Origin of the sequence: Paenibacillus sp. M2 (assembly GCF_046713495.1) — a bacterium.
In the GTDB taxonomy this organism is placed as follows: domain Bacteria; phylum Bacillota; class Bacilli; order Paenibacillales; family Paenibacillaceae; genus Paenibacillus; species Paenibacillus amylolyticus_B.
Map to the genome: position 1 here is coordinate 2,901,370 of NZ_CP169648.1, position 26,912 is coordinate 2,928,281.

Annotated in this window: 21 protein-coding genes; 17 read left to right on the plus strand and 4 right to left on the minus strand. The window is 45.2% G+C overall.

The genetic code is table 11. The features are described 5' to 3' along the window. Positions 1 to 64 precede the first annotated feature (64 nt). Entirely contained in the window at positions 65 to 2,101 is a 2,037-nt protein-coding gene (locus ACETMN_RS13490; RefSeq protein ID WP_179198538.1) for a serine hydrolase, read from the minus strand. Positions 2,102 to 2,435: 334 nt separating this feature from the next. Further along, on the minus strand, positions 2,436 to 3,020 hold the full coding sequence (locus ACETMN_RS13495; RefSeq protein ID WP_091016831.1) for an AAA family ATPase: 585 nt from the start codon (positions 3,018 to 3,020) through the stop codon (positions 2,436 to 2,438). A 245-nt stretch (positions 3,021 to 3,265) separates the two neighbouring features. Between ACETMN_RS13495 and ACETMN_RS13500 the strand changes: the two genes are divergently transcribed. Next, positions 3,266 to 3,601: a PadR family transcriptional regulator gene (locus ACETMN_RS13500; RefSeq protein WP_167483549.1), complete on the plus strand. Its 336-nt coding sequence runs from the start codon at positions 3,266 to 3,268 to the stop codon at positions 3,599 to 3,601. Then, the gene (locus ACETMN_RS13505) at positions 3,598 to 4,935 is read left to right on the plus strand and encodes an FtsW/RodA/SpoVE family cell cycle protein (RefSeq protein ID WP_091016829.1); all 1,338 of its coding nucleotides are present in this window, start codon (positions 3,598 to 3,600) and stop codon (positions 4,933 to 4,935) included. The genes ACETMN_RS13500 and ACETMN_RS13505 overlap by 4 nt, the downstream gene beginning before the upstream one ends. A gap of 49 nt (positions 4,936 to 4,984) precedes the next feature. Here ACETMN_RS13505 and ACETMN_RS13510 read toward each other — a convergent pair whose 3' ends face one another. Then, positions 4,985 to 6,796 carry an ABC transporter substrate-binding protein gene (locus ACETMN_RS13510; RefSeq protein ID WP_091016827.1) on the minus strand — a complete coding sequence of 604 codons (1,812 nt, stop codon included), beginning with the start codon at positions 6,794 to 6,796 and terminating at the stop codon, positions 4,985 to 4,987. A 134-nt stretch (positions 6,797 to 6,930) separates the two neighbouring features. On the opposite strand from ACETMN_RS13510, the gene ACETMN_RS13515 reads away from it, so the two are divergent. The 6 genes from ACETMN_RS13515 (at position 6,931) to ACETMN_RS13540 (ending at position 14,223) form a co-directional block, all read left to right on the plus strand. Then, positions 6,931 to 8,550, plus strand: a complete 1,620-nt coding sequence (locus ACETMN_RS13515) for a DUF4153 domain-containing protein (RefSeq protein ID WP_179198537.1) — start codon at positions 6,931 to 6,933, stop codon at positions 8,548 to 8,550. 92 nt (positions 8,551 to 8,642) lie between these two features. Continuing rightward, the gene (locus ACETMN_RS13520; protein WP_223199934.1) at positions 8,643 to 8,993 is read left to right on the plus strand and encodes a hypothetical protein; all 351 of its coding nucleotides are present in this window, start codon (positions 8,643 to 8,645) and stop codon (positions 8,991 to 8,993) included. After that, positions 8,930 to 9,817: a membrane protein insertase YidC gene (gene yidC / locus ACETMN_RS13525; protein ID WP_091016824.1), complete on the plus strand. Its 888-nt coding sequence runs from the start codon at positions 8,930 to 8,932 to the stop codon at positions 9,815 to 9,817. Before ACETMN_RS13520 ends, yidC begins: the two co-directional genes overlap by 64 nt. 285 nt (positions 9,818 to 10,102) lie before the next feature. After that, on the plus strand, positions 10,103 to 12,070 hold the full coding sequence (locus tag ACETMN_RS13530) for an AraC family transcriptional regulator (RefSeq protein WP_411736236.1): 1,968 nt from the start codon (positions 10,103 to 10,105) through the stop codon (positions 12,068 to 12,070). Between the two features lie 117 nt (positions 12,071 to 12,187). Then, on the plus strand, positions 12,188 to 13,213 hold the full coding sequence (locus ACETMN_RS13535) for a FecCD family ABC transporter permease (protein ID WP_091016820.1): 1,026 nt from the start codon (positions 12,188 to 12,190) through the stop codon (positions 13,211 to 13,213). Further along, complete coding sequence (locus tag ACETMN_RS13540; RefSeq protein ID WP_091016818.1) at positions 13,210 to 14,223, plus strand: FecCD family ABC transporter permease; 1,014 nt, start codon at positions 13,210 to 13,212, stop codon at positions 14,221 to 14,223. The genes ACETMN_RS13535 and ACETMN_RS13540 overlap by 4 nt, the downstream gene beginning before the upstream one ends. A 242-nt stretch (positions 14,224 to 14,465) precedes the next feature. On the opposite strand, the gene ACETMN_RS13545 is transcribed toward ACETMN_RS13540, so the two are convergent. Further along, a complete protein-coding gene (locus ACETMN_RS13545; RefSeq protein ID WP_244660889.1) occupies positions 14,466 to 15,572 on the minus strand; it encodes a helix-turn-helix transcriptional regulator in 1,107 nt (368 codons plus the stop codon). 150 nt (positions 15,573 to 15,722) lie between these two features. Between ACETMN_RS13545 and ACETMN_RS13550 the strand changes: the two genes are divergently transcribed. From ACETMN_RS13550 to ACETMN_RS13590, 9 genes are all read left to right on the plus strand, one after another. After that, entirely contained in the window at positions 15,723 to 16,409 is a 687-nt protein-coding gene (locus tag ACETMN_RS13550; RefSeq protein WP_411736237.1) for a class I SAM-dependent methyltransferase, read from the plus strand. Further along, positions 16,393 to 17,496: a saccharopine dehydrogenase family protein gene (locus ACETMN_RS13555; RefSeq protein ID WP_091016813.1), complete on the plus strand. Its 1,104-nt coding sequence runs from the start codon at positions 16,393 to 16,395 to the stop codon at positions 17,494 to 17,496. The genes ACETMN_RS13550 and ACETMN_RS13555 overlap by 17 nt, the downstream gene beginning before the upstream one ends. A 78-nt stretch (positions 17,497 to 17,574) precedes the next feature. Continuing rightward, on the plus strand, positions 17,575 to 17,868 hold the full coding sequence (locus ACETMN_RS13560; protein ID WP_074094818.1) for a hypothetical protein: 294 nt from the start codon (positions 17,575 to 17,577) through the stop codon (positions 17,866 to 17,868). Positions 17,869 to 17,946: 78 nt separating this feature from the next. After that, a complete protein-coding gene (locus tag ACETMN_RS13565) occupies positions 17,947 to 19,239 on the plus strand; it encodes an amidohydrolase (RefSeq protein ID WP_091016811.1) in 1,293 nt (430 codons plus the stop codon). A gap of 192 nt (positions 19,240 to 19,431) precedes the next feature. Beyond that, positions 19,432 to 20,490, plus strand: a complete 1,059-nt coding sequence (locus ACETMN_RS13570) for a dockerin type I domain-containing protein (protein WP_411736238.1) — start codon at positions 19,432 to 19,434, stop codon at positions 20,488 to 20,490. A 91-nt stretch (positions 20,491 to 20,581) separates the two neighbouring features. After that, entirely contained in the window at positions 20,582 to 22,534 is a 1,953-nt protein-coding gene (locus tag ACETMN_RS13575) for an S-layer homology domain-containing protein (protein WP_411736239.1), read from the plus strand. A 194-nt stretch (positions 22,535 to 22,728) separates the two neighbouring features. Next, positions 22,729 to 24,693 (plus strand): ATP-binding cassette domain-containing protein, encoded by a 1,965-nt coding sequence (locus ACETMN_RS13580; RefSeq protein WP_411736240.1) that lies wholly within the window; start codon positions 22,729 to 22,731, stop codon positions 24,691 to 24,693. A gap of 27 nt (positions 24,694 to 24,720) precedes the next feature. Continuing rightward, complete coding sequence (locus ACETMN_RS13585) at positions 24,721 to 25,389, plus strand: response regulator transcription factor (RefSeq protein ID WP_091016806.1); 669 nt, start codon at positions 24,721 to 24,723, stop codon at positions 25,387 to 25,389. Positions 25,390 to 25,391: 2 nt separating this feature from the next. Further along, entirely contained in the window at positions 25,392 to 26,723 is a 1,332-nt protein-coding gene (locus ACETMN_RS13590; RefSeq protein WP_179198536.1) for a sensor histidine kinase, read from the plus strand. Positions 26,724 to 26,912 lie beyond the last annotated feature (189 nt).

Below are 26,912 nucleotides of genomic sequence, written 5' to 3' on the forward strand. Positions count from 1 at the left end.
GGTAAAATGAAGTGGAAAAACAAGCCATGTAGCAATGACATGGCTTGCCAAGCAGCACTCTATGTTAATGTAGCAGAGTGCCTAACATTTTGTACATCAAAACTGATGATTCCTGTCTGAGCATAGGCTGCTTCGATTTATAATCCACAGCACCGCTGCTGGATATGGATACTTCTGGACCGTAGAGACCTAAAGCGACTACAAATTGAACCCCTTCTTTAGCCCAACGATCCTGTGAACCGGTAAGATTGGCAGTTACGGTAGGTGCACCAAGTAGTTGTTGAGCCGTTCTCGAAATAATCACCGCGGCCTCTTGCCTTGTTATAGCTTGGTCAGGATGGAACAATCCACGGGTATTTCCTTGCACAATTCCCAGTTCCAGGGCGGTTTGAATGTAGGCGGCATAGGGACTTGATTGGGTGTCTTTAAATTTTGGTGATTGAGTCGAAATCGACATCCCGCTTATGCCTACGACCTGTGTTACAAACTCTCCACGACTTACAGGCTTCTCTGGTTCAAATTGGGATTGATCCTGTGGATACAGGCCAATCTGTGTTAAGCGATAGATGTACGGAGCATAGGGATGGTCTTCTGGCACATCTTCATAAGGCTTGGCTTCAGCCAATTTTTCGGACCAGCTATCTGACTTGTTGTAATAGAAATACGTGATTTCACCTAACTGATTTTTTTTGAAACCAGCGAGTTTACCGTCCTCATCCATGAACAACATGTCCTTAACGGGTGTTAAGTTGTGAGTGCCATAAGCGTCTATAACCTGAAGCCCTTTCTCTGTTGCTGAAATATCATACAACCATGCGGGCAAGCGAATATCCCGATATAGTCCCTCGTAGGTACGGAGTGAAAACTCGGGTACGATATAATTGACATCTTGGGTCTCTTTGTTCGGATAAAAATGATCCATAAATGCTTGAAAAAGCGCTTCTCGCACATCTGGTCCATCACTGTTGGAGACGATAAATAGTCCGGTCTTCTCGTTAGGCAAGAGCCATAGATTGGAGTGGAAGCCCGCAAGATCGCCTGCTTTACTCACGACTTTCCGTCCATGATTATATTGCGAATAGGTGGATTCGAATCCGTAACCTGTGCCGGGTATATCAGGGTGTATGGAGACATCCAACGTTTGCATGTCCTGGACGGATGCCGGTTCGAGTATACGTGCACCCTGGTACGAACCTTGATTGAGCTGCGCAAGCATAAAATGAGACATATCCCGTCCAGTCGTAATTAATCCGCCCTCAGGTGAGCTATCCGGTACATTGGGATATTGCGGTAATGCCTGCCCTTCAGCGCCATAAGGAGTTGCGAGTTTACTGAGGGAGTCTTTGCTTAGTGTAAAATGGCTATCCGACATACCGAGTGGCTGGAAAATATGCTGTTGTACATAAGTCTCAAACGGAAGTTTGGACTGTTTCTGAATAATGTAGCCCAAGAGTGCATAGCCGTAATTGTCGTAACGGAAAACTTCTCCTGGATTGCGAACAACGGACGGTTTGTTGTCTTGGATGAATTGCTCAAGCGGATAAGAACTTTCCAGTTCTCTGTCTGTAGCTGCTACATCTGTGAAATCAAACCCGCTGGTGTGGGTCATCAGATGTTCCAATGTTAACGTTGTTCCGGTATGGTTGGTCAGATGCAAAGCGTCTGTGTATGCGCTGATATCCTGATCAAGCTTTACGTTACCTTGCTCGGCCAATTGCATAATAGCGGTTGCTGTCAGCGTTTTGGAGATGGAGGCTACACGGAACAGGGTGGAGTCGGCCTCGACGGGAATTTGTTTTTCCGCATTGGCATAACCATATCCTTTATTCAACACAATCTGTTGATCGTGAACAACGGTGACGACAGCCCCTTTCAGAGCAGACTTCACTTCAGGCTGGGCGAAGAATTGATTGATGAACGATTCCGTTTCCTGAGGGGTTACCTGGTGAAGGGGGAGACTATTCTCTGCCGATACACTGGTTATCGTGGTGAAACTCAGAGATGCAACCAGAAGGATGTTGGCTACGGCACGTTTCCATTTAGGATTCGATTTGTAGTTCTGTTGTTGTTGAGTTGGACATGTTGCTACGTAAGATTTCATGAAATTCTCCTTTGAGTTGAGAGATGTTGGCTCTCTTACATTTAAGTACATCTATAATCTATCAGTTCGAATGTAATGGCGATTCCGTAGTACGCACTTATTACGGCAGGACTTCCGCAAACCTTTTTGCGTGATCCCGCAATCGCAGAAGGTGAATAGTGAGTTGCGAATGATCTTGAACATATGAAAAGATGATCTTGAATATATGAAAAAGAGGTATTTGTCATGATGGACCCAACGGGGGTCTCGACAAATACCTCTTTTTGTTTCGTCTTTTTTATTTTCCATGTGAAGCGACATATTGCAAAGGAATTGTGATGTGAATTTTATAAAGCTACTCGTACATCCGTCGTTCAAGTTCGGCATAGGAAATCGCAGGATCATCACTGGAATTGTCAATATAAGCGACGGATGAAGCAGGGAGCGGCCAGGCTACTTCTTTACGGACGAGAGAAGCTGTGAAGGCATCCCAGTTTGCGAGTTTCCATTCATCCAATGGAGATAGTCTTGCTGTGATCCGTTTGTGATACAACGCTTCATTCTCAAGATAAATATAGGCCACACGCACATCCGTATCTTCCAGGGTATGTCCAATTCGTGCAAGTTCCTGAGCAATCCAATCCGGGGTACCGATTTCTTTGGTAAATGGCCCCACAACGATCGTATCGATACCCAACTGAACGTTATCCAGAGCGGCATCCATCGTAATGCGGTACCCAAGATCACGGCACAACCTTTTGTATTCAGGCGAATCTCGGTCGGATGGATCAAGTCCCCGAAGGGTCATAATTGCCTCAGCCGCGGGTCGAAGTAGAATATCCATATCAAAGAAAGCCGCTTTATGTTTACGGGAAAGGGCTTTGGCAAGGGTGGTCTTGCCACTTCCGGCCCCGCCGAGAAAGAAAATTAGTTTGCTCATGAATGTAATGCCTCCTTAACTAGATTCAAAAAATAAGATATGTAATTGAGTTATACGAATAGATAGATTCATCATTAGAGTACGTGAATGAAAGGACTTGTTCATTTTAACATAAATAAAGAAGCATGTTAGCTAGACAGAAAAGGAAGGATAAGGTAATATCATACCTAGTTGTTCTATGCATAGGTTTCCAATGTATATGATCAGAAGAGATTTAAAAGTATGAAAAGGAAGGAGTGAGCGCGTTGCAGGTTAACAAACAAATGATTAAGGGGAGTACCGAGACACTAATCCTAACTTTATTGAAGGAACGACCGTTGTATGGTTATGAATTAATTAAGGAATTACATCGTCAATCTGAGGGTGTGTTTAATCTGAAAGAGGGCACGTTATATCCTATTTTGCATGCCATGGAGATTGAAGGATGGGTAGAGTCGTACTGGATGGAGGTTGAAGGCCGTAAACGTAAATATTATTCGATTCGTGACAAGGGCATGGAGGCCTTAGAAAGTAAAAAAGCGGAGTGGAATTTGTTCCGTAGAGCTGTGGATCGGGTGCTTGGGGAAGGAGGCCTGACATGACGAATCGAGATGAACGAATTCAGCATTATCTTGATCACATGTGTGTTCAGGTTAAAGCTCGCGAAGTACATAACGACCTGCGTGATGAGTTGGGAAACCACATGGAAGAGATCATTTTGGACAAAGAACAAGAAGGTTATACAGAAGAAGAAGCAATTGCACATGCCATTGAACAGATGGGTGATCCTGCTGTCGTAGGCAAGAGTATGCACCGGTTGCATCGCCATCGTATGCACTGGGGCCTGTTAACGGGACTTTCCAGTTTGCTAATCATAAGTCTGCTGCTGACGTGGATTTATACAACAAATATCTCAGTTGAAAGGTTTCAGTTCTTGTATAAAAGTCATTTGATCTACACTATATTTGGTTTAGTACTGATGGTGTTTTTGATGTATTTTGATTATCAAAAATGGAAGAAATCTGCCTGGTGGATCTATATTTTGTTAAGTGGTATGTTGTGGATTAATCCGCTGGTATCACCGTTTGATTATGGTGTACAACGGTTCTGGAGCATATTTGGGTTAACTATTGATCTCACGACGATATCCATGTGGGTATTGCCCCTCGCCATAGGCGCGATTATGCTGGATAAGCTGCGTACTAAGTGTGACGTACAATCCGTCTCAACTTATATTCTTCTTGTGGCTTTGCCTTCTTTTAGCCTGTTACAAGCTTCAGATTGGGTGCGATTGTTTCCATTCGGAACGGCAACTATTATCTTGTTTGCCTGGATTACACAAAAATGGCTTTATACATTTGTAGGGGCTGCAATTGCGGGACTTGTCACTATGATGCAATTGTTTTTGAGTGGTGAGTACAGGCGGTTTGAGAGACTCACTGCCGTGTTTAATCTCCAAAATGACCCGCTAGGACATGGTAGCTATAACCACTCAATTATGAGTATTCTTCATTCCGCCGGATGGTGGGGAAACGGTTCTGACACGTCTTTGGACCACTTTACAGGATTTTATATGGACTATCCCGGTGTAGTGCTTATTGATGTATTTGGTTGGTTAGCAGGCATACTGCTGTTGCTTGGAATCGTATGGTTTCTTACTAGTATGCTGAAAATGCTACCTCGTGTACTCGATGAATTTGGTCGTATGATCGTGTTCAGCATTACGTTGATGTTTTCTTTGCAAATGCTTTACTCCCTTGCAATGACTACGGGAAAGGTTCCGATTGTCAGCGTCACTTTCCCTTTTATTGGATTTGGTTCTCATGTGATCTTAGAATACGCCATGATGGGTTTACTGCTTGGAGTATATCGACGTAAAGATACTATTTCATTGAGAAGCAAACAGGGAGAGCCGATCACGACAATGTCAAAATAAAAAAGATACGTGATCGGATGGTATAAGTCATATAATACGATGTTTAATCTTACGGATGTGATCGTGCGTCAGAAGGAAACCAGATATGACGCAGGTTCACCCAGCCCTGGCTGTTGAAAGATAGACCACGCACCGAAGGCAAATATGCGGTTTCTACTGGCTTTACGGATAAATGGAACAGTAAATTCTGACCGACCAAGAATTGTTCAATTCGGTATAATTCAGAAGTTCGATCTGCTGCAATCGGAGAGGCGATAATGGTTTGCAACATCTCATGGATAATTGTACGAGCCGAATCTTCCAGATGCTCAGACAACGTGGAGTAGAGATCATACCGGCGTAGTTCTTCGTCCCTGTCCCGAATGAGAGAGAAGAGAATCAGATCAGATTCCAGCCGGAGATTTCCTTTGAACTGCTCCATCGTAGCGGTACGGACGGTACAGGAGAAACCGTACTGCTCCAGTATGGACGCCAGATGTTTAGCATCCCTGCGATATTGTGGAATGGTTGCAATGTGCAAGGAGATGGGACTGGAGGATATCGAACTTATCGATACATGGCTAAATCCCTCCGAGTGGACCTGGACTTTCTTGGTATTTACCACACTAAAATCAGTCTCCATGACCTCAGAGTCATCTGCATGTCCGTCATCTCTATACATTCCAGCAAGGCATGACTGAAGGTGTGCTCTTACTTCCGGATCGTTTAACGGTCCGGTTTTTTGCGTATTACACGTGAGTAATTTATGAACTATCACCCCTGCACTAATCTGTGTCCAGTCTGCACCCGCAGACGAAGACGGATTATGAACAAGATGAAAGAACGGAGTTTCGATATCTTGGCTATCATCCATTTTGGCCGAGGCACTCCACGGAATTTGCAGGATATCTACCCGGTCCATATGTGCTCTACCTTGAAAATACGATGAAAAGGCTTCAAGTCTGCACAAGTGATCATCCCAGGCAGTGACCTTGAACGGCCCCGTCCCGACAGGTTTTTGCATTCCATGCAGATCACCCGCATGATTCATCTTCTGTTCGTGTGTTCCCGGTGAGGGTACAATCGCCGCACGACTTGTTGTAAGAAAGGACAAAAACAATTCGTGAGGTTTTTTAAGCCGAAAACACACGGTCAAGGGACTGACCGCTTCAATAGATAGGAGCTGTTTACTTACATCACGGTACAGTGTCCGACGATCTGTAGATTGCAGACGTTCAAACGTATGCACAATATCATGGGACGTCAGCATCTGACCATTGTGAAATGTAATACCTTTTCGTAAATAAAACGTCCAGGTCTGTCGGTCTGCACTGACATCCCAAGTATGAGCGAGACAGGGGAGAATCTCACCTTGTTCACCACGTTGAACCAACCCGTCAAAGACATGGCTAGTCACAAAGGACTCAGCGAGCAGATTAATGTACAGCGGATCAAGCGCATGAAGCTGTTGGCGCAGGGGCAACCGAAGCGTATCAATCTGCTCATTGTTGGTGCCGGCTTCCGTATGATGTCCCGAATACCCAAGCAACCACTGATTTAGATGATCCTGCATGGTTGTTGAGCTCGAGAATGCACTCACCTGCTCGGCAGCTTCTTGCAACTCCCGGCGATTCATAGCCTCCATCATATATTCTGCGGCGATTTGATCAGCAGGAACAAGCAAGGTCAGTGATGAACGACGACCCCGGCCACGCTGGGAAACCCAACGAATCCAATCATGGGCGACCATCTTTTTGACAATCGTTAACATATTTCGGTGTGTACAATTTAGCAACTCAGCGAGATCGGCGAGTGTAAGTTCATGTTCTGTATGGTGACCGTAATGACGATGCAACAGCAGATATTGCTGATGTAATTTCAAGTGTTGATTCCCTCCTGGAGGTGAACTCTGACGTATTCCTCTAAAATAAGAAGTTTTGTCGATTATAATTTCTATTTATATTCCTATTTTATCATCTAAAATATAGCATAGAAAGGTTAATGGAGGTTTTTCCCATGATTGATAAAATAATGGCTTCACCACAACGCGCTCTAATCACGCTACTGTCTGCATGGGTGCTAGCGATCATTCACCAGTATTTATTCTATGGTAATGAGATTGGCGTATCGTATCCTATCTTTGTAATTCTCTTTTATGTGTTCATGTATCTGTTTGCAAGGGACCGCATGAGGTCTTTCAAGTTCATTGATGCTTTTGTGGCGGCTGTAGTGCTATTGTTGTCGCTAACGTTCCTGTTATACGACAATGAACTGTTCCGTGTTCTTAATTTCCTGGTTGTACCCGGCGTAATTATCTTACATATGACCTATCTAATGGGCAGAAAACGGAAGCAGTGGTGGGAGCTTGGTTTGATTGGTACGGCAATTGACCATTTACTGCCTCAAGCCATACGTCATTGGGGGACTGTTGCGGCCCTTGCTGTGAGAGCAGGCGGGCGTGGCATGGGCAAATCACAGAAAACGGTTGTTTTCAAAGTGCTCATTGGCCTTGTGGCATCCTTGCCTATCCTTGTTGTCGTCATCGCGTTACTGTCTTCTGCTGACGGGGTCTTCGACCAGTATTTAGCCGGTTTTCCGGAGTGGTTGAATCAGCTGGCTTTTACCCCAGGGATACCGAGAATCATCTGGATTGTCATTGCAGGTGTAGTTCTGTTCGGTTATGTATGGGGATTTGTCCAGCCGATGCAATATGAGGCAGAGAAGAGAGAGAATGCACATTGGAAAAATGGCGCAGCAACCACAGTTGATAAGCATAATCACACCTACATATTCTCTCCTGTGGGTCCACTCCCTAAGGGTCAGGTTACGAATAAAATTACACCCGAGCCCGAACACACTCCGGTTCATCGGGAACCATTCAGATTGGACCCCATCATTGTGGGCACCATGCTGATCGTCATCAACTGTGTGTACGTTATGTTCGTTCTTGTACAGTTTTCGTATCTGTTTGGTGCGGGAGAGGGACATCTTCCGGTAGATCTGTCTTACGCTGAGTATGCGAGAAGCGGATTCGCAGAGTTAATTCTCGTTACAGGTATTAATTTCTTTATTCTTATTGTTGCATTGCAATTCACACGTTCGAGTGGAAAAGTAGGCATGATCGTGCATCAGGCACTTCTCCTGATTCTGGTCAGCTGTTCAGCAATCATGTTGTATTCCGCTTTTATGCGCCTAAATCTGTATGAACAGGCATATGGATATACATACATCCGCTTTCTGGTACACGCATTCATGATCTTCCTTGCACTCCTGTTGCTGATTGCTGGCCTTCGTATACGGTACACGTCCATACCGCTGATCCGCTGGTATATTGTGCTGGCGCTCACAGCTTATGTTGCTGTCAACTATGTGGGCATGGATAAACGGATTGCCGAGCTGAATATTGAACGTTATCATCAGACTGGCAATATTGATGCAACCTATTTGGCGAGTCTGTCAGCAGATGCAGTTCCGTTACTTCGTGCGTTTGCTCTGGAGGAGTACCCCGATCTCAAAAGGGAAATGCTGGAACGTCAAGTCTACTTGGACGAGGATTCATCAAATCGTTCATGGCCTTCTTATAACGTGGCGAGACACCGAGCTGAGCTAGAAATGTCCAAATTGAGAACGGAATAGCTGAATAGTAGTTGTTTTCACGTACGGATTTATGCAAAAACAATATGTAAGTGTTATAATATAAAAACTAACCTATAAAGGGGGTGAATCCCTTGTTTGAACTGCAGGAGTTATTACCATATTTATTCTCGATTGGACTCATCTTCACCGTCAGTTATGCCTATATTGCCCATCTTCATTGTGGCATGACAGAGTACTGGGTGGAAGGTGGCGTCGGTGGTGGACTTGAACCTGTACTTCCCGCCCTGTGTTTGGACAGACAGCACAGACAGGAAGACTGGAGCCGCATGATTAGACGAAGAGAAGCGCCCGATGAAGATGAACCAGATTGTCATTCCTCGTTGAACGATTGGTCAACAAATCAACGAGGAGGATATATATGGAACATAAGACCAACAAGGGATTCACTTTTACTTCGGGCAAGGGACGGATCTATGGCCTGATTGTGATTTTGTTTGCAGTCATGCTGCTTGCCGGATGCAGCAACAACGTGTCGGAGATTACTTCATCGACACCGGGATTTTTTAATCACTACATTGTATTTCCACTGTCGTATCTGATTCAGCATATTGCGACTATATTTAACGGAAGCTACGGGGTCGCGATTATCGTGATTACGCTGGTCATTCGTTTAGCACTGTTGCCATTGATGATGCGTCAAGCCAAGTCCCAGCAGGGAACACGAGTCATCATGAACGCCATGAAACCCGAAATGGATGCGCTCAAGAAAAAATATGAAGGCAAAAATGACCCTGCTGATAAGCAAAAGTTGTCTCAGGAAACAATGGAACTATACAAGAAACATAAGTTTAATCCGCTGAACATTGGTTGCTTGCCGATGCTCATTCAGCTGCCTATACTTTCAGGTATTTACACAGCCATCCGACTTACACCGGAGTTGTCCTCCCATTCGTTCCTTTGGTTCAAACTGGGAGCGCCGGATTACGTGCTCGCTGTGGTGGTTGCAGTCATATATCTGATCCAAGCTAAAGTATCACAAGCCAATATGGCGCCTGAGCAGCGAAAACAGTTCGCCATTATGGGATATCTCTCCCCATTGATGATGGCTTTCTTTTCCCTTTCAGCCCCGGCAGCGATGCCGCTCTACTGGACAGTTGGGGGTTCCTTCCTGGTACTGCAGACGTTATTGTTCCGCAAAATGTACCCGGTGGAGCACCCACAGGAACCTGTGGTTGTGGAAGTAAGTAAGAAAAAGAATAAAAAATCCAGCTCCGCCAAACCTTCTCGGAAACCTGCAAAGTCTTAATAAATTTGGTCGCAGGTGACAAGAGAAGCGTGGTGACTACGTAAACTTGTTGAACACAAAAAACATAAGAAGTCTGATCCATATGGATCAGGCTTCTTTTTGTGCTATCAGGTGTTCCTTTTTTTCAGTCTTTTACGAAAGCCGATGAGAAGCATAACGTCCACTGCCTGTTCCCCAATATCACTTAATGATATATACTTACCTGATCAAATGTGATATTGATAATCAATATCAATTATTGAGTGATGTATACATTGGAAAAAGTGAAACGAGGAGTGCGGATAGATGCAAGAGGAAGAAGCAAGACAGGGATTTACACCGGAGATGATTGATATGATGGCCAGTATCTGGACACGTTCGATCATTACATTAATAGATGTACGCTTTCAGAATGTAGAGTCACAATACCCGTTGGAACAATATAAAATGCCTAGTAGCATGTTTATCTATGCATATGGGGGAGAAGCGCAAATCCAACTGAATGAAACCACATTTGCAATGGAACGCTTCGGTTTAGTTCACGGCGGGAAGGGGAGCATGCTCAGTATTACGCCTAAAGAGGAGATTGTGAAGACCTTTATGGTGTTTTATAGAGCAGAATCACCTCTTTTTTACAAGAAACATCTGCAACAATTACTGGAGCAAGTAAATCCATTTGTTCAACAGTTTGGTTATACGCCAAGTGATCCCATCTTGCTACGCGATTGGTTCCAACGGATGATGAATGGCTGGAAACGTGGCAAAGCGATGGATCAGCTACAGGCTAAAAGTTTTCTATATCAATTGATTCATGAGGTCTACAGGGATTTGGAGGGTGGTGAGATTCGGTATCTCCAGCCAGATCCAGCCGGTTCTGCCAAGATATATCTCGATAAACATTACAGGGAGCCGATTATGTTTCAACAAATTGCCGATATGTTTGGGATCAGTGGTGGACAATTAACGCGGTTGTTCAAAAAAAGGGAAGGGATGAACTTACAGGAGTATCTCATTCAGAGAAGGATTGAAGCTGCCTGCCATGACCTGAAACATACAGAAGCGACGGTTAAAGAAATCGCGACAGGAGCTGGTTTCGCAGATGAGAAAAACCTGTTCCGAATGTTTAAGAAGCATTACAAGATGACACCAAGTGATTATCGGAAAATAAACGCACTATCCATGCAGGTTGATGGTATTGATAATGATTCTCATCTCCCTTACGATGAGAGGGAACTAGCAAGTCTAGTCAAGTCTTATAGAGATGGGGAATCAACGATGTTTGGAACATTAAGAAGTAAAGAAATGATTTTGGCGGCGGCGATAAGCATGATGCTGTTATTGACGGCATGTACGTCAGGGACGCCAGCGAATAATGGGGGAACGGCAAATACAACACCTGCGCAGACACAGCAGACGACACAACAGGAAGGGTCGGAGACAAAAGCTTCAGAAGCAGTCTCGCAGACCAGAACGATATCCACAGTTAAGGGTGATGTTGAGGTACCTAACAACCCTCAGCGAGTTGTAGTTGATTATTTGGTTGGTGATGTGGTGGCCCTAGGTGTAACTCCTTTAGGTGTGGCTAGAGCTGCACGGGGGGAGACAGAGCCTGTTTATGCTAACCAGATTACAGACTCCATAAAAGTAGCCATGGAGCCGGAAGATATCATGACGCTTGAGCCTGATCTTATCATTTTGGCATGGAGTGATGAGTCGTATGATGATTTATCCAAAATTGCCCCGACCATTTATGTTCCCTATGGTGATATGACTACAGAAGAGCGGATACAATTTATTAGCGATGTTTTGAACAAACAGGAAGAGGCTAAGGATGTTTTGAATGCTTATACCGGAAAAATCGAAGAAGCAAAGTTGGCCTTTCAGAATGCGGGCCTATCCGATGTGACGATTACGGTTGGAGAATTCAGTGATAAAAGTAACTACATAGCTGGAGCCAAGCATGCCGTTGGTGAGCTTATTTACGATGAACTTCAATTGCAGGCACCTTCAAAAGTCCAAACGGATATTATTGATGCAAATAAATATTGGGGTGATGTCTCCATGGAAGTATTACCCGCTTACTCTGGGGATTATATGATCTTCTTAGGAGATGGAAACGTTGCTGCTAATAATGCAGTGTGGAATGCCATACCTGCTGTGCAACATAATCGGATCGTAAAGGTGGATTCTTCGCTATCTTGGTCCACCGACGTAATGACTTCCAGTGCATTGATTGATTATATTGTTAGTCAATTGCTGGCATTAGCTAAATAAGAGTTAGAACGAAATTTTAATTGAGCACTCCAAATTTTCAAACATGACCAGTCGAATTTATGGACGTTAATAACCATATTCGTTTGGATTGTAAATAGGTGATGAAAGGGAAACGAGATGAAAAGCAAGCCTGAACAAAAACGCCGTGAGGCGATGAACTTCACCATGTACATGGTAGTAGGGCTTGGATTAACGGTTCTCATGTCGGCGGCATCAATTATGTTTGGTGCTGCTGATATGAGGTTAGCAACGGTATGGGAGGCTATTTTCCGATTTGATCCAATGCTCACTGAACATCAAATTATTCAAACCATGCGTCTTCCGCGTACCGTAGCTGATCTGATCGTCGGGTGTAGCCTTGCAGTATGTGGCGCGATCATGCAGGGGACAACGCGTAATCCGCTGGCCGACTCCGGGCTCATGGGGATTAGCTCTGGCGCAGCATTTGCAATTGCACTTTGCCTGGCCTTTCTGCCGGGTTATTCGTATTGGCAGATGATGTTGTTCGCTTGTCTGGGAGCAGCGATCGCCACCGGTATGACCTACTTTACCGCGTCACTGGGCAATCGCGGAATGACGCCTCAGCGGCTTGTACTGGCAGGTCTGTCTATTTCAATGTTGTTTGGTGCACTCAGTCAGTATTTGGCAATTAATTATGATTTGGGGCGAGCATTGACATTCTGGACGGCGGGTAGTACAGCGGGTGTCAAATGGGGTGAACTGTTGATTATCTCACCGCTTTTTGTTGGTGGTATACTGCTGGCACTGGCGCTTTCCCCTTCGGTTACATTGCTCAGTTTGGGAGATGATGTAGCAAGTGGACTCGGCATTCGTAGCGGACTGGTCAAAATTTTGTCGACAATTATTGTACTTGTACTGACTGGATTGGCTGTTGTTGTGGTTGGCCCGGTTGGTTTTGTGGGTCTGATTACCCCGCATATTGTGCGATACATGGTAGGTGTCGACTATCGATATATTATTCCGGCAGCGGCGTTATATGGTGCGTTGCTGACCGTATCGGCCGATTTGGCTGGACGTTTGATCAATAAACCGTTCGAAACGCCGATTGCCATTATATTTTCTATCATTGGTGTGCCGTATTTTCTCTTCTTGGCGCGAAGACAAAGGAGGGAATATGAATGACCAAGCGGCGTTATACGGTGAAACGAGGCATTATCATCAATGTAGTGCTTATGGTGCTCATCCTTGTGTTTGCGATCATTAGCATGAATTCTGGCAAGATGAATCTTTCACCGCTAGAAGTGCTGAACGTTCTCATAGGAAACGGTACCGATAAGCAAAATCTGATTGTGTTTGATTTTCGTCTGCCACGAATTGTACTTTCGATTTTGGTAGGTCTGGGAATGGGAGCGGCGGGGGTCGTGATGCAGAGTTTGCTGCGTAATGACATGGCTAGCCCGGGTACACTGGGAATTAGTTCGGGATCGGGTTTGTTTGTCCTGTTCTTCGTTGTATTCATTGAATCCACAGGCAAGAGTTCCTTTATTGCTCTGCCTCTGTTGGCTTTTGTTGGCGGACTATTGGCAGCGGGTTTGATCTTCTTATTATCGTATCGCCGCGGACGAGACATCTCGCCAATCGGTTTGATCCTGACCGGGGTCGCGTTAGGAAGCGGGTACGGGGCGCTGACGACCTTCTTGACACTCAAGCTGGATGATTCGCAGATGAACTTCATGCTGTATTGGCTGGCGGGGAGCCTATGGGGCGATGATTGGGGTTATATTTCCATACTGACACCATGGGTCTTGATCTTACTCGGCTATATTTTTTACAAGGCTCGCATACTGAATGTCCTCCATCTGGGCAATCAGACAGCACAGGGGCTTGGTGTTTCCGTGAAACGGCAGTTTTTTGGGTTGTCAATCGCGGCTGTTGCTTTATCCTCTGGCAGTGTAGCCGTGGGGGGAAGCTTCTTTTTCGTTGGCTTGATCGCTCCGCATATGGCCAGAAAACTGGTCGGTCCCGATCACAAATTGCTCATTCCGGCTGCCAGCTTGGCCGGGGGACTAATCGTGGTGTTGGCTGACACGATTACGCGCACGGTTAGACTCGTAGGAGATGTGCCGACAGGAATCGTTATTACAGTTATTAGTGTTCCATATTTTCTTTATTTACTAGCAAAAGCCAAATAACACAATCAATGATATGGTCTGAATATTTTGTGGAAAACGGCTTGGCAGGATTGTGCGTTGCTTATTAAAGCAGAATGCACGATATCAAAAGTTCAACGATCGAAGCTAGCCTGCATTACCGCTAGGCTTCTTAATAAATAGCATATAGAAAAAGATGCCATTACGAGGATGTCGTATTGGCATCTTTTGATTGTACTCATTGTTTGATAGCCAAGTTGATTATCGGGAAATTACATCAGGATTTATATGGCAGGCTCATCTGACAGCTGAAAACGGGAAACAAAATACCAGATGAGCTCGCGACGCGAGGATATCTTGGTTTTGGCGAAAATGGATTTTAAATGATCCTGAACCGTGTAGACGGAAATATGCATCGCAGCAGCAATTTCTTTGGATGAATAGCTGCGCAGCACATATCCGAGCAGTTCCCGCTCTCGACTGGATAATCCATGGCTTTCGGCAAGCAAGGGCAGCAAATCCTGCGGCATCGCCTGCTCCAAACGGATAGCAATCTGATCCGGTCCTTTAAGCTGTTGCATGAGACTGGCATGAAGTATGAGGTAACGCCCATCCGGAAGTTGAATGCAAACTTTGGATGGTGAGTCGGGAGCAAGTTGAGTATCTTCAGCCCGTTCAGCCCGATTCTTGCGCTGCAAGTGGGAACTCACTGCACGTACCGGACGGGGCAGAATGTCTGGCCCTACATGTTCCAGCGTACGCAATTGGGACAGCCAATATTGCGCGGAGGCGTTCAGGGATAAGAGCTGGAACGTATCCGAAGTGATCAAAATTCCGGGTTCCTCGGGACTTTCACTTGTGATCTCATCGATCAGTGTCAGGCTCGTGGACCGCAGCATCGATGCAATAGAAGCGGTCCAGGACTGGATCATCCACCGCTCCTCTTCTGTAAAGACAGCACTTTCTGTCTTACGATATAGGGTCAGATATCCCCAGCAAGCGTCTCCACTGACCAATACAGCACGTAGTTCATCACCGAACCCCGCTGGCTGAAGAATGTTGATATATCGAGGGCTTTGTTCAAGCTGTAAGTTGGACATATGAAGTGTAGCTGTATACTCACCACTGCGAATTAATTCAGCGTATTTATGTATATCTTCTTCCATGTATTCATTGATGAATAACCGATCATGAATGGCCTCAATGCCATCTTCTGTCACGGCTCCTGTGGAGAGAAGAGTCAGAGGATCAACGGTAGTGAAACAGTATGCGTCGTAAGGGATAACCGAATGGATCTGCTTGAGAACAGCTTCCCGGTAGGTACGTGAGGTCCACGTTCCTTTTTCAAGAGAAGTGATAAGTATGTAATTCTGATCAATACGTGATGTCAACAAGATATCTCCTCTCTCTGTGCGCATATCCCAATGTTCTGGGATTGTAGGCTCGCCGTATCCTTCTATAATGAAATTAGACGAACAACGAGTCAAGTCTAACTTCAATTCAAGAGGAGCGCGGTGCCCATGAATCACAATCCATCACCAATGAGCTGGGAAACAGCAGATGTTCATCGTTACGAACAATCGATAGCCCTGAAAATTCCGGGTTATTCTCATATGCATGATCTAATGGAACGGCTGCTTGCAGCATCATTTGCAGATAACAACAGTATTCATATACTTATAGCCGGGGCGGGAGGGGGAAAAGAGATTGCACAGCTTGGATCACGTCATGCCGGTTGGACATTGACCGGAGTAGATCCTTCGCTACCGATGCTGCAACTTGCTGAGAAACGAGTCGCGCAAGCGGGTATTGGCTCCAGAGTGACGCTGCAACCTGTCACGGTTGAAGAGTTGCCGGAGGATATTTTATATGATGGGGCGACAAGTATGCTCATGTTGCATTTCCTTCAAGGGATGGAGGCCAAAAGAACGTTTCTGACCGGCCTTGCAGCGAGACTTAAACCGGGTGCACCCCTAATCATTGCGGCTGTAAATGCCGATCTTCGTTCACCTGCACATTCAGTCATGATGCAAGCTTGGAAGAATCACATGTTGAGTGTGGGCGTGCTTCCTGAAGAGTGGGAGCGCTTTGCTGCTTCTCTGGGCCGCGAATCTGATCCCATATGCTCTGAAGAGATGACTCAGCTACTGACCGAATGCGGTTTCTCACAAATCACACGTTACTTCGGGGCGTTCTGGGTGGAGGGGTATTATGCAATTCGAAACTAACGTGAAGCCGATGAAAGATCAGATCTGGGTGGTTGGTGGTTATGGTCAAGTGGGGCAGATGATATGTAGTCAACTGGGGAAATTGTTCCCAGGTAAAGTATGGGCTGCGGGTACACGCATGAACCGTGCGGAAGAGTTCAGTAGGTCTACAGGTGGTGCTGTGCTACCGCTTCAACTGGATGTAACACGACCTGTAGAGCCATCCATGTTAAGGCCTGTGAAGCTGGTCATCATGTGTGTTGATCAGAGCGATACCCGGTTCGTTGAAGCCTGCGCACAAGCCGGAACCGATTATATTGATATTTCTGCAAAATATGATTTTCTCGCTCAGGTTGAACAGCTGCATACCAAAATGCAACGTTCCCAATCGACCGCGATCCTCAGCGTTGGATTGTCACCGGGAGTAACGAACTTGCTTGTACGCGAAGCGACCATGCATATGGATCAGGTGGAGGAAGCAGATATTACCGTGATGCTGGGACTTGGAGAGAAACACGGAAAAGCTGCTGTGGAGTGGACGGTTGATCAGATGAATGCCACCTACCAGGTCATGCAAAAGGGCAAGCCTACTGAGGTGCAAAGTTTCGGAGATGGCAAAAGGATCGATTTTGGAGCGGAATTGGGAAACCGGAAGGCCTATCGATTTAACTTTTCAGATCAACACGTGGTTGCTCGGACGTTACGAATTCCAACTGTATCCACCCGACTATGCCTGGACTCCCGCTGGATCACAGGATCCATGGCAATCTCCAAACGTGCAGGGTTGTTTTCGTTGTTGCGTATCCCGTCTATTCGGAATGGAACGGTGAAGGCCTTTGGTCTTATTCCTGGAGGAGAGCCGATGTATGCGGTCAAGGTCGATGCCATTGGATGGGAAAATGGGGAACAAGTCCGCGTCGAACAATTGCTTGTTGGCGATAATGAAGCAGATGCAACAGCAGCCGTAGCAGCAGCTGTGGCGGAACGCGTATATAGAACGGAGTCAGCGTTGCCTCATGGTGTGTTTCACATTGAACAGTGTCTCTCTTTGCAGGACATTCAGGATGCACTTCATACGCCACTAGAGGTGACCACCCAGATCACCTAGTTTCATGTTCTTTTGCTGGGAACCTCCGATCTGCTATGATGGAACAATAATCATGGCATGAATGGAGGGAGGGAGATCATGAACTGCGTTGCTGTATTACCGTATTACAAAGTACAGAGAGAAGTGACGGGTCTCGCCCAAGAGATTGAGATGAATGCCCGCTCCATGATTCTGTATTCAGATAAAATCGTGACCAAATACCGCGAGTTCAACATTACGGAAGTGTTTGATATGTCATTTCGCCGTATGGGTGATGAAGGTGGATTTTTCTATCTGCACACAAGCACAGGAGTATATCCATATATGGTCGAGATTGACCCCAAACCCTTTATACAAACTTTCAGAAAGATGACGATACAAAAATTAAAATGACTTGACCTTGCCGTTACGTGAAGGCTTACCCTCGGATATGGAATGAACCATAACCAATTCAGAGGAGCCGTGAATGTAATGAGTATACTGATTCAGCAAGCTACGATCCTGACGATGAAAGATGCCGATGCCCCCTTCACGGGGGATATTCGTGTTGAGGGAGATCGCATTACGCAGATTGCTGATCACATTGTGCCTCAACCGCAAGATGAGATTATCGATGGTCGCAATAAGGTTGCCATGCCAGGACTGATTAATGCCCACCAACATACACCGATGAGCCTGCTCCGGGGATTCTCGGATGATCTGAAGCTGATGGACTGGCTCGAACGCAAAATGTTGCCTGCCGAAGCGCGGATGAACCCGGAAGATATCTATTGGGGGGCCAAGTTATCCATTGCCGAGATGATCCGTTCGGGTACCACTGCTTTTGCGGATATGTATATCCATATGAACGAGATTGCAGAAGCGGTGAAGCAAACGGGTATGCGGGCATCGCTTACACGTGGAATGGTATTCATGGAGGATGATGGGGGACGCAGGTTGCAAGAGGCGATCGATCTTGTACAGCGCTGGTCTGGAGCGGCCGAGGGGCGGATTACAACCATGTATGGACCGCACTCTCCCTACACTTGTCCCATGGAGCCGCTCCGTGAAGTCATTGCCATGGCTGTGACGGAGGATATCCCGCTGCATATTCATCTGGCTGAGACGAAGGAAGAAGTTGTGAAGATTCGTGAACGTTACGGCATGACACCGACAGAGTATTTGGAAGAGGCGGGTATGTTCGAACAGGCACATGTGTTGCTTGCGCATGGTGTACACCTCAATCGAAGGGATATCAGCAGATTGAAGGGTATGCGCGGTGGTGTAGCACATAATCCGGTCAGCAATCTGAAGCTGGGATGTGGAATTGCTCCGATTACCGAGATGTTGGCCCAGGGGATTAACGTGGGGATCGGAACCGACGGAGCGGGAAGTGCCACAACCGTGGATATGTTCGAAGAGATCAAAGCCGCGACCTGGCTGCAAAAGCTGGACTATGGCGATCCCACTTGCTTGCCAGCCAAGGATGTACTAAGCATGGCTACACGTGGAAGTGCTAGTCTGCTTGGTCTACAGGATGAAGTGGGTATGCTTGAGGTGGGGTGTAAAGCTGATCTGATCCTGATCGATCTGGTGAAACCACATCTTCAACCTGTACATGAAGTAGAATCGTTACTGGCTTACAGTGTAAATGGGGCGGATGTGGACACAACGATTGTGAACGGTCAGATCCTCATGCAAGGCAGGAAGTTGTTAACGATTGATGAGGATGAACTTTACCGTGAGGTGAAGGTTAGAGCCAAACGGATTGTTGAGGGAATTTAATTTTTAGTGAATTTAATCCAAACTGGAAAAATATCTGTGCTCAAAACGCTATGGAGGCTTACTCCATGGCGTTTTTTGTCGAATTATAGCTGGAAATAGTTCCATGGTCCTGTTCAGAATCGGTTCAGAATGACTCGTTATACTGAGCATGTAGTTGTTCAAATTAGAAATGTATACGAGGAGGAACATGAATTGAAGGGGAAACAAAACAAAAAACGGCTTAAGCCGATATTGAAAAAAAGCATGTTGACTGCGCTCGGATTGGGTATTGCACTGCCTATAGGTGGAACGCTCCCGCAGGCTGACGCAGGTGCAATTGGTCCGGTAATAAACATTTCACGACCAGTTCTTAACGATGGCATCAACTGGTTTAGTTATTCATCGGAAGAAAATAATCCTTCTTTTGTGTCCGATGTGCCTATCGAGGTAACCATCAATAATATCGTCAGAATCAATCTAAGTACACATTTTCGATCCGATGAGTATAGTACGCTCACAGCTATCTCAAGTGATAGCAATATAGCTGAGGCGTATGTAGAAACGAGACAAGATGAGAATACGCAAACGCCTATCAGTACATTGGTGGTTATTCCTCGCCAAAGCGGCATAATCAACATCGAATTGAAAGCAAATTATATGATCTCTGGTGCACCAGAAACGGTTACGGATAACATTGAACTTTACATTAGTAAAAAAGGGGATGTAAATGCAGACGGGAAAGTGAATTCTTTGGATGCAGCTGACCTTTTCAATTATCTTCGTAACATGATGACTCGCCGCAGCTTTTCTTATGTAGAGATGAACCGAATGGATGTGGATCGTAATATGGAACCCACTCTGGGGGACATGGATGCTTTGTTAATAGGATACAAAGGCAAAACACTTGGTGGAAAAAACAATGACTATGTGTTGACCTTTAAACAAGTAGATGATGCGCCGTATGTACTAAATGGTGAATTGAAGAATGCCATGTTAATTGGAAATGAAATTGGCGTTAGTCATTATATAATGGATATTGATTACAATGATTACATTAATACTCCTTCTTACCAGTGGTACCGCGCAACAGAAGCTTCGAGAGAAGATATGGTGCCAATCGAGGGGGAAACAGGAGCAAAGTATACCGTTAAAGATGAGGACGAAGGTTATTATCTTGTGCTCGAAGTTATTACTCAGTCCACTTGGGACTCGAATACGGAGCCTAGAAAAGTATACATTGTTGGAAAAGAAAAAATACAACGCCCTGATTAATTCATATTTTTTATTTTAGATAACGAATAACAATACATTTTCTATCTTTACCATACGATCTATCAATTGATACAGACATGGAGGCTATCACATGTTTCAACCGAAGAAGAAACGTCCTAGAATCAGAAAAACAATGTCAGGTCTGATCGCACTGACATTACTCTCTTCGCTCATATTGCCAAATGCAGCTGGAGCAGAACCGGTAGAACCAGCACAAGTACAATTTGCAAATGTAAGCGTACAAGCAGGGCAGACCGTTCATGTACCTGTTGCATTGAAGAAGTCATATTTCGGGGTGAAAGCTTATAATATGCAGATTGATTATGATACGTCTGCACTGGAAATTGTTCGGATCACGCCTAAATCGATCAACGCCATCACCACATCCCCAAATGAAGATGGTGTAGCAGATTTCCAGTACGAAATTAACAGTGCGGAAGGCTGGGTACGAATCATATGGGTTGATTTTACCGGGGGTGACCATTCAATTGAAGATGAAACCCAATTATTTGATATGGAGGTCAAAGCCAAAAGCAACGCGACGCCTGGAACGAAACAGCTATCCGTAGATCAAACGGATTCAGAACATTGGCATTTTACGAATGTGGAACATCAGAGCTACACTGAATTGTCCGGTGGAACAATCACAATTACAGCAGCAAACTCAGGTGGTGACAATTCTGGTTCGACACCTACACCGAACCCTGGTAACTCTTCGGGTGGTGGAGGAGGAAGTGTATCGCCAACCTCCCCTGTCATTACCCCTGTTCCATCGACTCCGGCGGTAAACAAAGGTGTAGACATCTATGTCAACGGACAGAAACAGGAACAATCTGCATCGGCTACCACATCAACGGTAAACAATCTGGTTACCACCACTGTTCACGTGGATAATGACAAAGTCATTAATCAGATTGGAAGTGGACTAAAAACGCTTCTACTTCCGATTACAGGTACTGGCAAGGGTGCGGTCGTTGGTGAACTGAACGGAAAATTGGTTAAAACGATGGAAGGAAGTAATGCCGAAGTTGTCATTCAGACAGACAGTGGTACGTACACTCTCCCGGCAAATCAGATTCAGATTGATCAGGTTCTGAACCAATTTGGAAGCACTGTTCCAATGGAAGATATCACCATTCAAATCGCTATTACACCTAGTGCCACATCCAAGCAATCAGCCATTCAGGCCGCAGTGGATAAGATGCAGAACACTTCGGTCGTTGCAGCTCCAGTTGATTTTGAAGTAAAAGCCATCTGGAATGGACAACAAGTTAATGTGGATCGTTTCAACTCTTATGTAGAGCGCTCCATTACATTGCCAGAGGGAGTGGATGGTTCAAAGATCACGACAGGCGTTGTGCTTCAGCCCGATGGCAGCCTTCTGCATGTGCCGACTAAGGTTATCAAAGGCAATAAACAAGATTCTGCTATTATTAACAGCTTGACGAACAGTACCTATGCGCTGATCTATCATCCGGCAACATTCAGCGATGTATCAAGTCACTGGAGTCGGGATGACGTACAGGATCTGGCATCCCGCCTGATCGTACAAGGTACTGGTGAGAACGTGTTTGCGCCAGACCGGAGTATTACGCGAGCGGAGTTCACGGCTGTTCTGTTAAGAGGTTTGGGTCTGCACTCCCCGATTAGCACAGAAGCGGCATCGTTCACAGATGTGAAGACAGGAAGCTGGTATGAGGATGAGGTTCAGACGGCTGTGTCCTACGGCCTGATCTCAGGTTATGCTGACGACAGCTTCCGTCCCAATAGTGAAATTTCTCGTGCTGAAGCGCTGACGATTGTGTCACGTGCGATGAAACTGGTCGGTCTGGCACAGGCCGACGCGTCAGAGACAACAAGTCTGCTGAGCACATACAGCGATAGTGCCAAAGTACAGGCTTGGGCAGCAGAGCCGGTTGCTTCGGCAATTAAACAAGAACTGGTACAAGGTGCTGATGGCAAACTGATGTCAGAAGCAGATATCAGTCGTGCGCAGTCGGCGGCAATTGTGAAAAGGTTACTTGCAAAAGCTGGACTAATCTAATCAAATTTTGGACACCTACACTTACTTAGGAAGATTCATTTCAAGTAAGTGTAGGTGTTTTTTTGTATTTAGTTCTTTTGAACAACCTCTTATAGGTGCAATGGTCCAGTTCATTATCAGTTCATACTGATTTGTTACGATATGAACATCAAATAGATAGATATCGTGCATGATCAGGAGAGGAAGAGATCCATATGAAAATACTAGAAGTTAAAAATGTGAAGAAGTCATACACCTTATATGGAAAAGAAAGAGTTCCGGTCCTCCACGGTTTGAACCTGAGTTTTGAGACAGGGGAATTTGTCTCTATCCTTGGCGAATCTGGCTGTGGTAAATCAACGCTGATGAATATCATTGGTGGGATGGATTCCGATTATGAAGGAGACGTCGTTGTTCGTGGCAAGAACTTAAGTGCCATGACAGAGAAGGAAATGGATGATTATCGGAAGAATAATATCGGTTTTGTCTTTCAAAATTTCAATCTGATCCCGCATCTGTCTGTCCTCGAAAATGTGACGATTGCGATGCAAATGACGGATACCAATGAGAAGGATCGCAACCAACGTGCTGTTGATATTTTGACAGAGGTCGGGCTGAAGGATCATCTGAACAAACGTCCCAACCAGTTATCTGGTGGTCAGAAGCAACGGGTTTCCATCGCACGGGCGTTATCCAACAATCCGGATATTATTCTTGCAGATGAACCAACGGGTGCTCTGGATAGGGAAAACGGAGATCAAATCCTCGCTCTGCTCGACAGTATAGCCAAAAAAGGAATGCTGGTGATTGCCGTAACTCACTCGCAGAAGGTCGCTGACTCCGGTACACGGATTGTGAAGGTTGAAGAGGGGCGCATTAGTGACGATATTCACCTGAAAGATCCTTCTACGGCTGTTTACGAGAGTGGTCAGGATTCTTCCCGGAGCCTGAGCTTGCTTGCTTCATTCAAGATGGCACTTAAAAATATGAAACTCAACGGCAAGCGTAATGTACTGGTAGCATTGGGTGGATCTATAGGTATATTAAGTGTACTCCTGATGCTCTCCTTGGGGAATGGTATAACGACGTATATGAATGACGAAATCAATTCAAGTATGGACCCTTTGCTCGTGGATATAACCAAGCCGAGTGAAGAAGCCAAGGACATGCAAGGTCCTGAGGCCTTGATGGCACCAGGTGAACCTTTTACCGAAGCTGATGTTGAGACGATTCGTAATTTTCCTAATGTGGATCATGTAGAGACAATTACAACTATTACAGGCAAATCCACTATGGTGAATGAAAAACAAAGTGTAGGACTCACACAGTTAACGACATTAACGGATGCTTTTGATCCAGCACTGATGACAACGGGGGTTCTCCCGGCAGAAAATGAGATATTGTTACCCCTCGATACGGCGAATAAATTAAGCGGAAATGATCAAGCTGATTCCATGATCGGCAAGTCCGTGCTTCTATATATCAATGAGATGGATAGCAATAATAAACCAGTGATTTTGGAGAAAGAAGTAACCATCTCAGGGATCTATGAAGCGGCAGGTCAACGATCTCCAATGCAACAATCCCCGGGATACATTTCATCAGAGACGTTGGAGCAAATGTACTCGGACAAAGGAATAACGATTGGACCGATTCAGGTTAACGCCTATGCAACCGATATGAAATATGTAAATGATATCAATGAAGCTGCTGTTGACGCTGGCTTCGCAGGCTCCCAGATGGCCAAGGTCATGGAGAATATTACGACATATGTAAGTATGGCTTCCATTGTACTCGCGGGTATTGCAGGCATTTCGTTGATCGTATCCGGTATCATGATATTGGTAGTGCTCTATATTAGTGTCGTTGAACGGACGAAAGAGATCGGAATACTGCGGGCGATTGGAGCAAGAAAGAAAGATATCAAGCGAATATTCTTCTCCGAATCTGCCTTATTAGGCGTATTTAGTGGTATTATTGCGGTAATCTTTGCAGTGATCATAAGTTATGTGTTAAATATTCTTCTGGACAATGCGTTTGGAGCAAAACTGATTAATCTCTCGGGATATTACATCTTGTTCGGTCTTGTGGTAAGTACGGCGATTAGTATCGTGGCCGGTTTGATGCCATCATCAAAAGCGGCGAAGCTGGACCCGATGGAATCCTTGCGATACGAATAAAACCAATGGCGGAAAGGATAGGGTTACATGAACACGATTCTGGTGGTTGACGATGATTCCCATATCCGCAAATTAATCCGAATTTATCTTGAAAAGAATCAATTTTCCGTGCTGGAAGCAGCAGACGGTCAAGAGGCGTTAGATCTTCTCTCTCATACGAAAGTTGACCTGGCAATTGTGGATGTAATGATGCCGAGAATCGACGGCATTGAACTGACGGAAGATATCCGGTCTTATCTGGATATTCCGATCCTGATGGTGACAGCCAAGGGAGAATCCAAGGACAAAGTCAGAGGATTTAATGCCGGGTCAGACGATTACCTGGTTAAACCTTTTGATCCTGTGGAGTTAATCCTGCGTGTGAAATCGTTATTGAAACGATATAACAAAAGTTCATCAAATATCATTCAGATCAGCGGTGTAACGATTGATTTGGGCAATCTGATGGTCGTTGCGGACGGACAAACCATCGAATTGAAAAAGAAGGAATGTGAATTGTTATTTTCTCTGGCGAGTTCGCCAGGGAAAATATTCACACGTACACAGCTTATAGATGATCTATGGGGCATCGATTATGAAGGCGATGAGCGTACGGTCGACGTGCATATCAAACGGTTAAGGGAACGGCTTGAACCTGTACCTGAGCTAGTGATCTCAACGATAAGAGGACTTGGATATCGTCTGGAGCGGACATGAACATGTTGAGGAAGAGCCTGCGACTTCGAATTGTAGCTACGTTTATCGGGATTGTTCTGGTGAGTTTAATTCTCTCCTTTATGATCAATAACGGGTCCCGCGAAAAGGCGCCGAATCGTTTTATGGTTACCTTTGCTGAAGACATCGCTACAATGATTAACCTGATTGATGATCCGGAAAAAGTGAAATCTAGCTTGGGTATTTTTGCCCGCTACGGCTTGAATATTACTCCCGTGAATCAACAAAGTGAAGTGTTGTCTTCCTTGCCAGAGGATAAAGTTCATTCGTTATTTGAGGCGGGGACAACCGATGCAATGTTCATGTCCAGTAAAGATGGAATTGCGACCATAGGTGTTCCCGGAACAAACGAGGGGATCGGCACATTTCTGATTCAAAGTGATTTCTCCTCTCTTTTTCATACACTGCGAAACACGCTCTTAACTTCACTATTAACAGTACTGGTCATTGGTAGCCTACTGATCCTGTTCATGTCCGGGTACATTGTGAAACCAATTAAGAGATTAACGGTTGCAGCGAAGGAGATGTCGTCAGGTGACCTGTCGGTTCGCTTGAAACATAATAATCAGGATGAGTTCGGGGAACTGATGGAGAGCTTTAATCATATGGCCAGTGAGTTGCAAAAAATCGATTCGGTTCGTGATGACTTTGTCAGCAACGTCTCTCATGAAATGCAGTCTCCGCTCACATCAATTAGAGGATTCACCAGAGCCTTACAAGATGGTGTTATTCCATTAGATGAGCAGAAAGAGCATTTGGATATTATATATGAGGAAACGCTGCGCTTATCGAGGCTCAGCGATAATCTGCTTCGGCTAGCCTCGCTGGATTCAGAGCATCATCCGGTTCATTTCACCACATTCCAGGTAGATGAACAATTAAGAAGGGCGATTTTACTGGCAGAGCCGCAGTGGGCGCAGAAGGACATCGAGATCGAACTGGACTTGTTGCCCTGTGAGATCACGGTGGACAAAGATTTGTTCGATCAGGTCTGGCAGAATTTAATAAACAATGCGATCAAATACACCGGCCCTAAGGGTACCATTCATGTCGAGATTGAGACGACATCTTCATTCGTGAAGGTAGTGATTAGAGATTCTGGACAAGGTATACCTGAGGAAGCACTTCCGTATATCTTTGATCGATTCTACATGGTGGACAAAGCGCGAAGCAGCTCGCTTCGAGGCAATGGATTAGGGTTGTCCATTGTAATTAAAATTTTGAAATTGCATCAATGTACAATTGATGTAGAGAGTGAAATAGGTAAAGGCACCCAGTTTATGGTCACGATCCCAAGATCGAGCATTACAACTTAAGGCAAGCCAGAATAGAAAGCAGCAATATGAAAACAATCGGTTCCTGTGCGTTCAGGATTCAGATTGCTTCATATTGCTTTTTTGATATTAGGATACTCGACAAAATTTCATATATAGTTTTGTTTAGCAGGGAATCATTTGATAAAATAGAAGAGACGTTATGTGAATCTATGAACTTAATCAATTTAT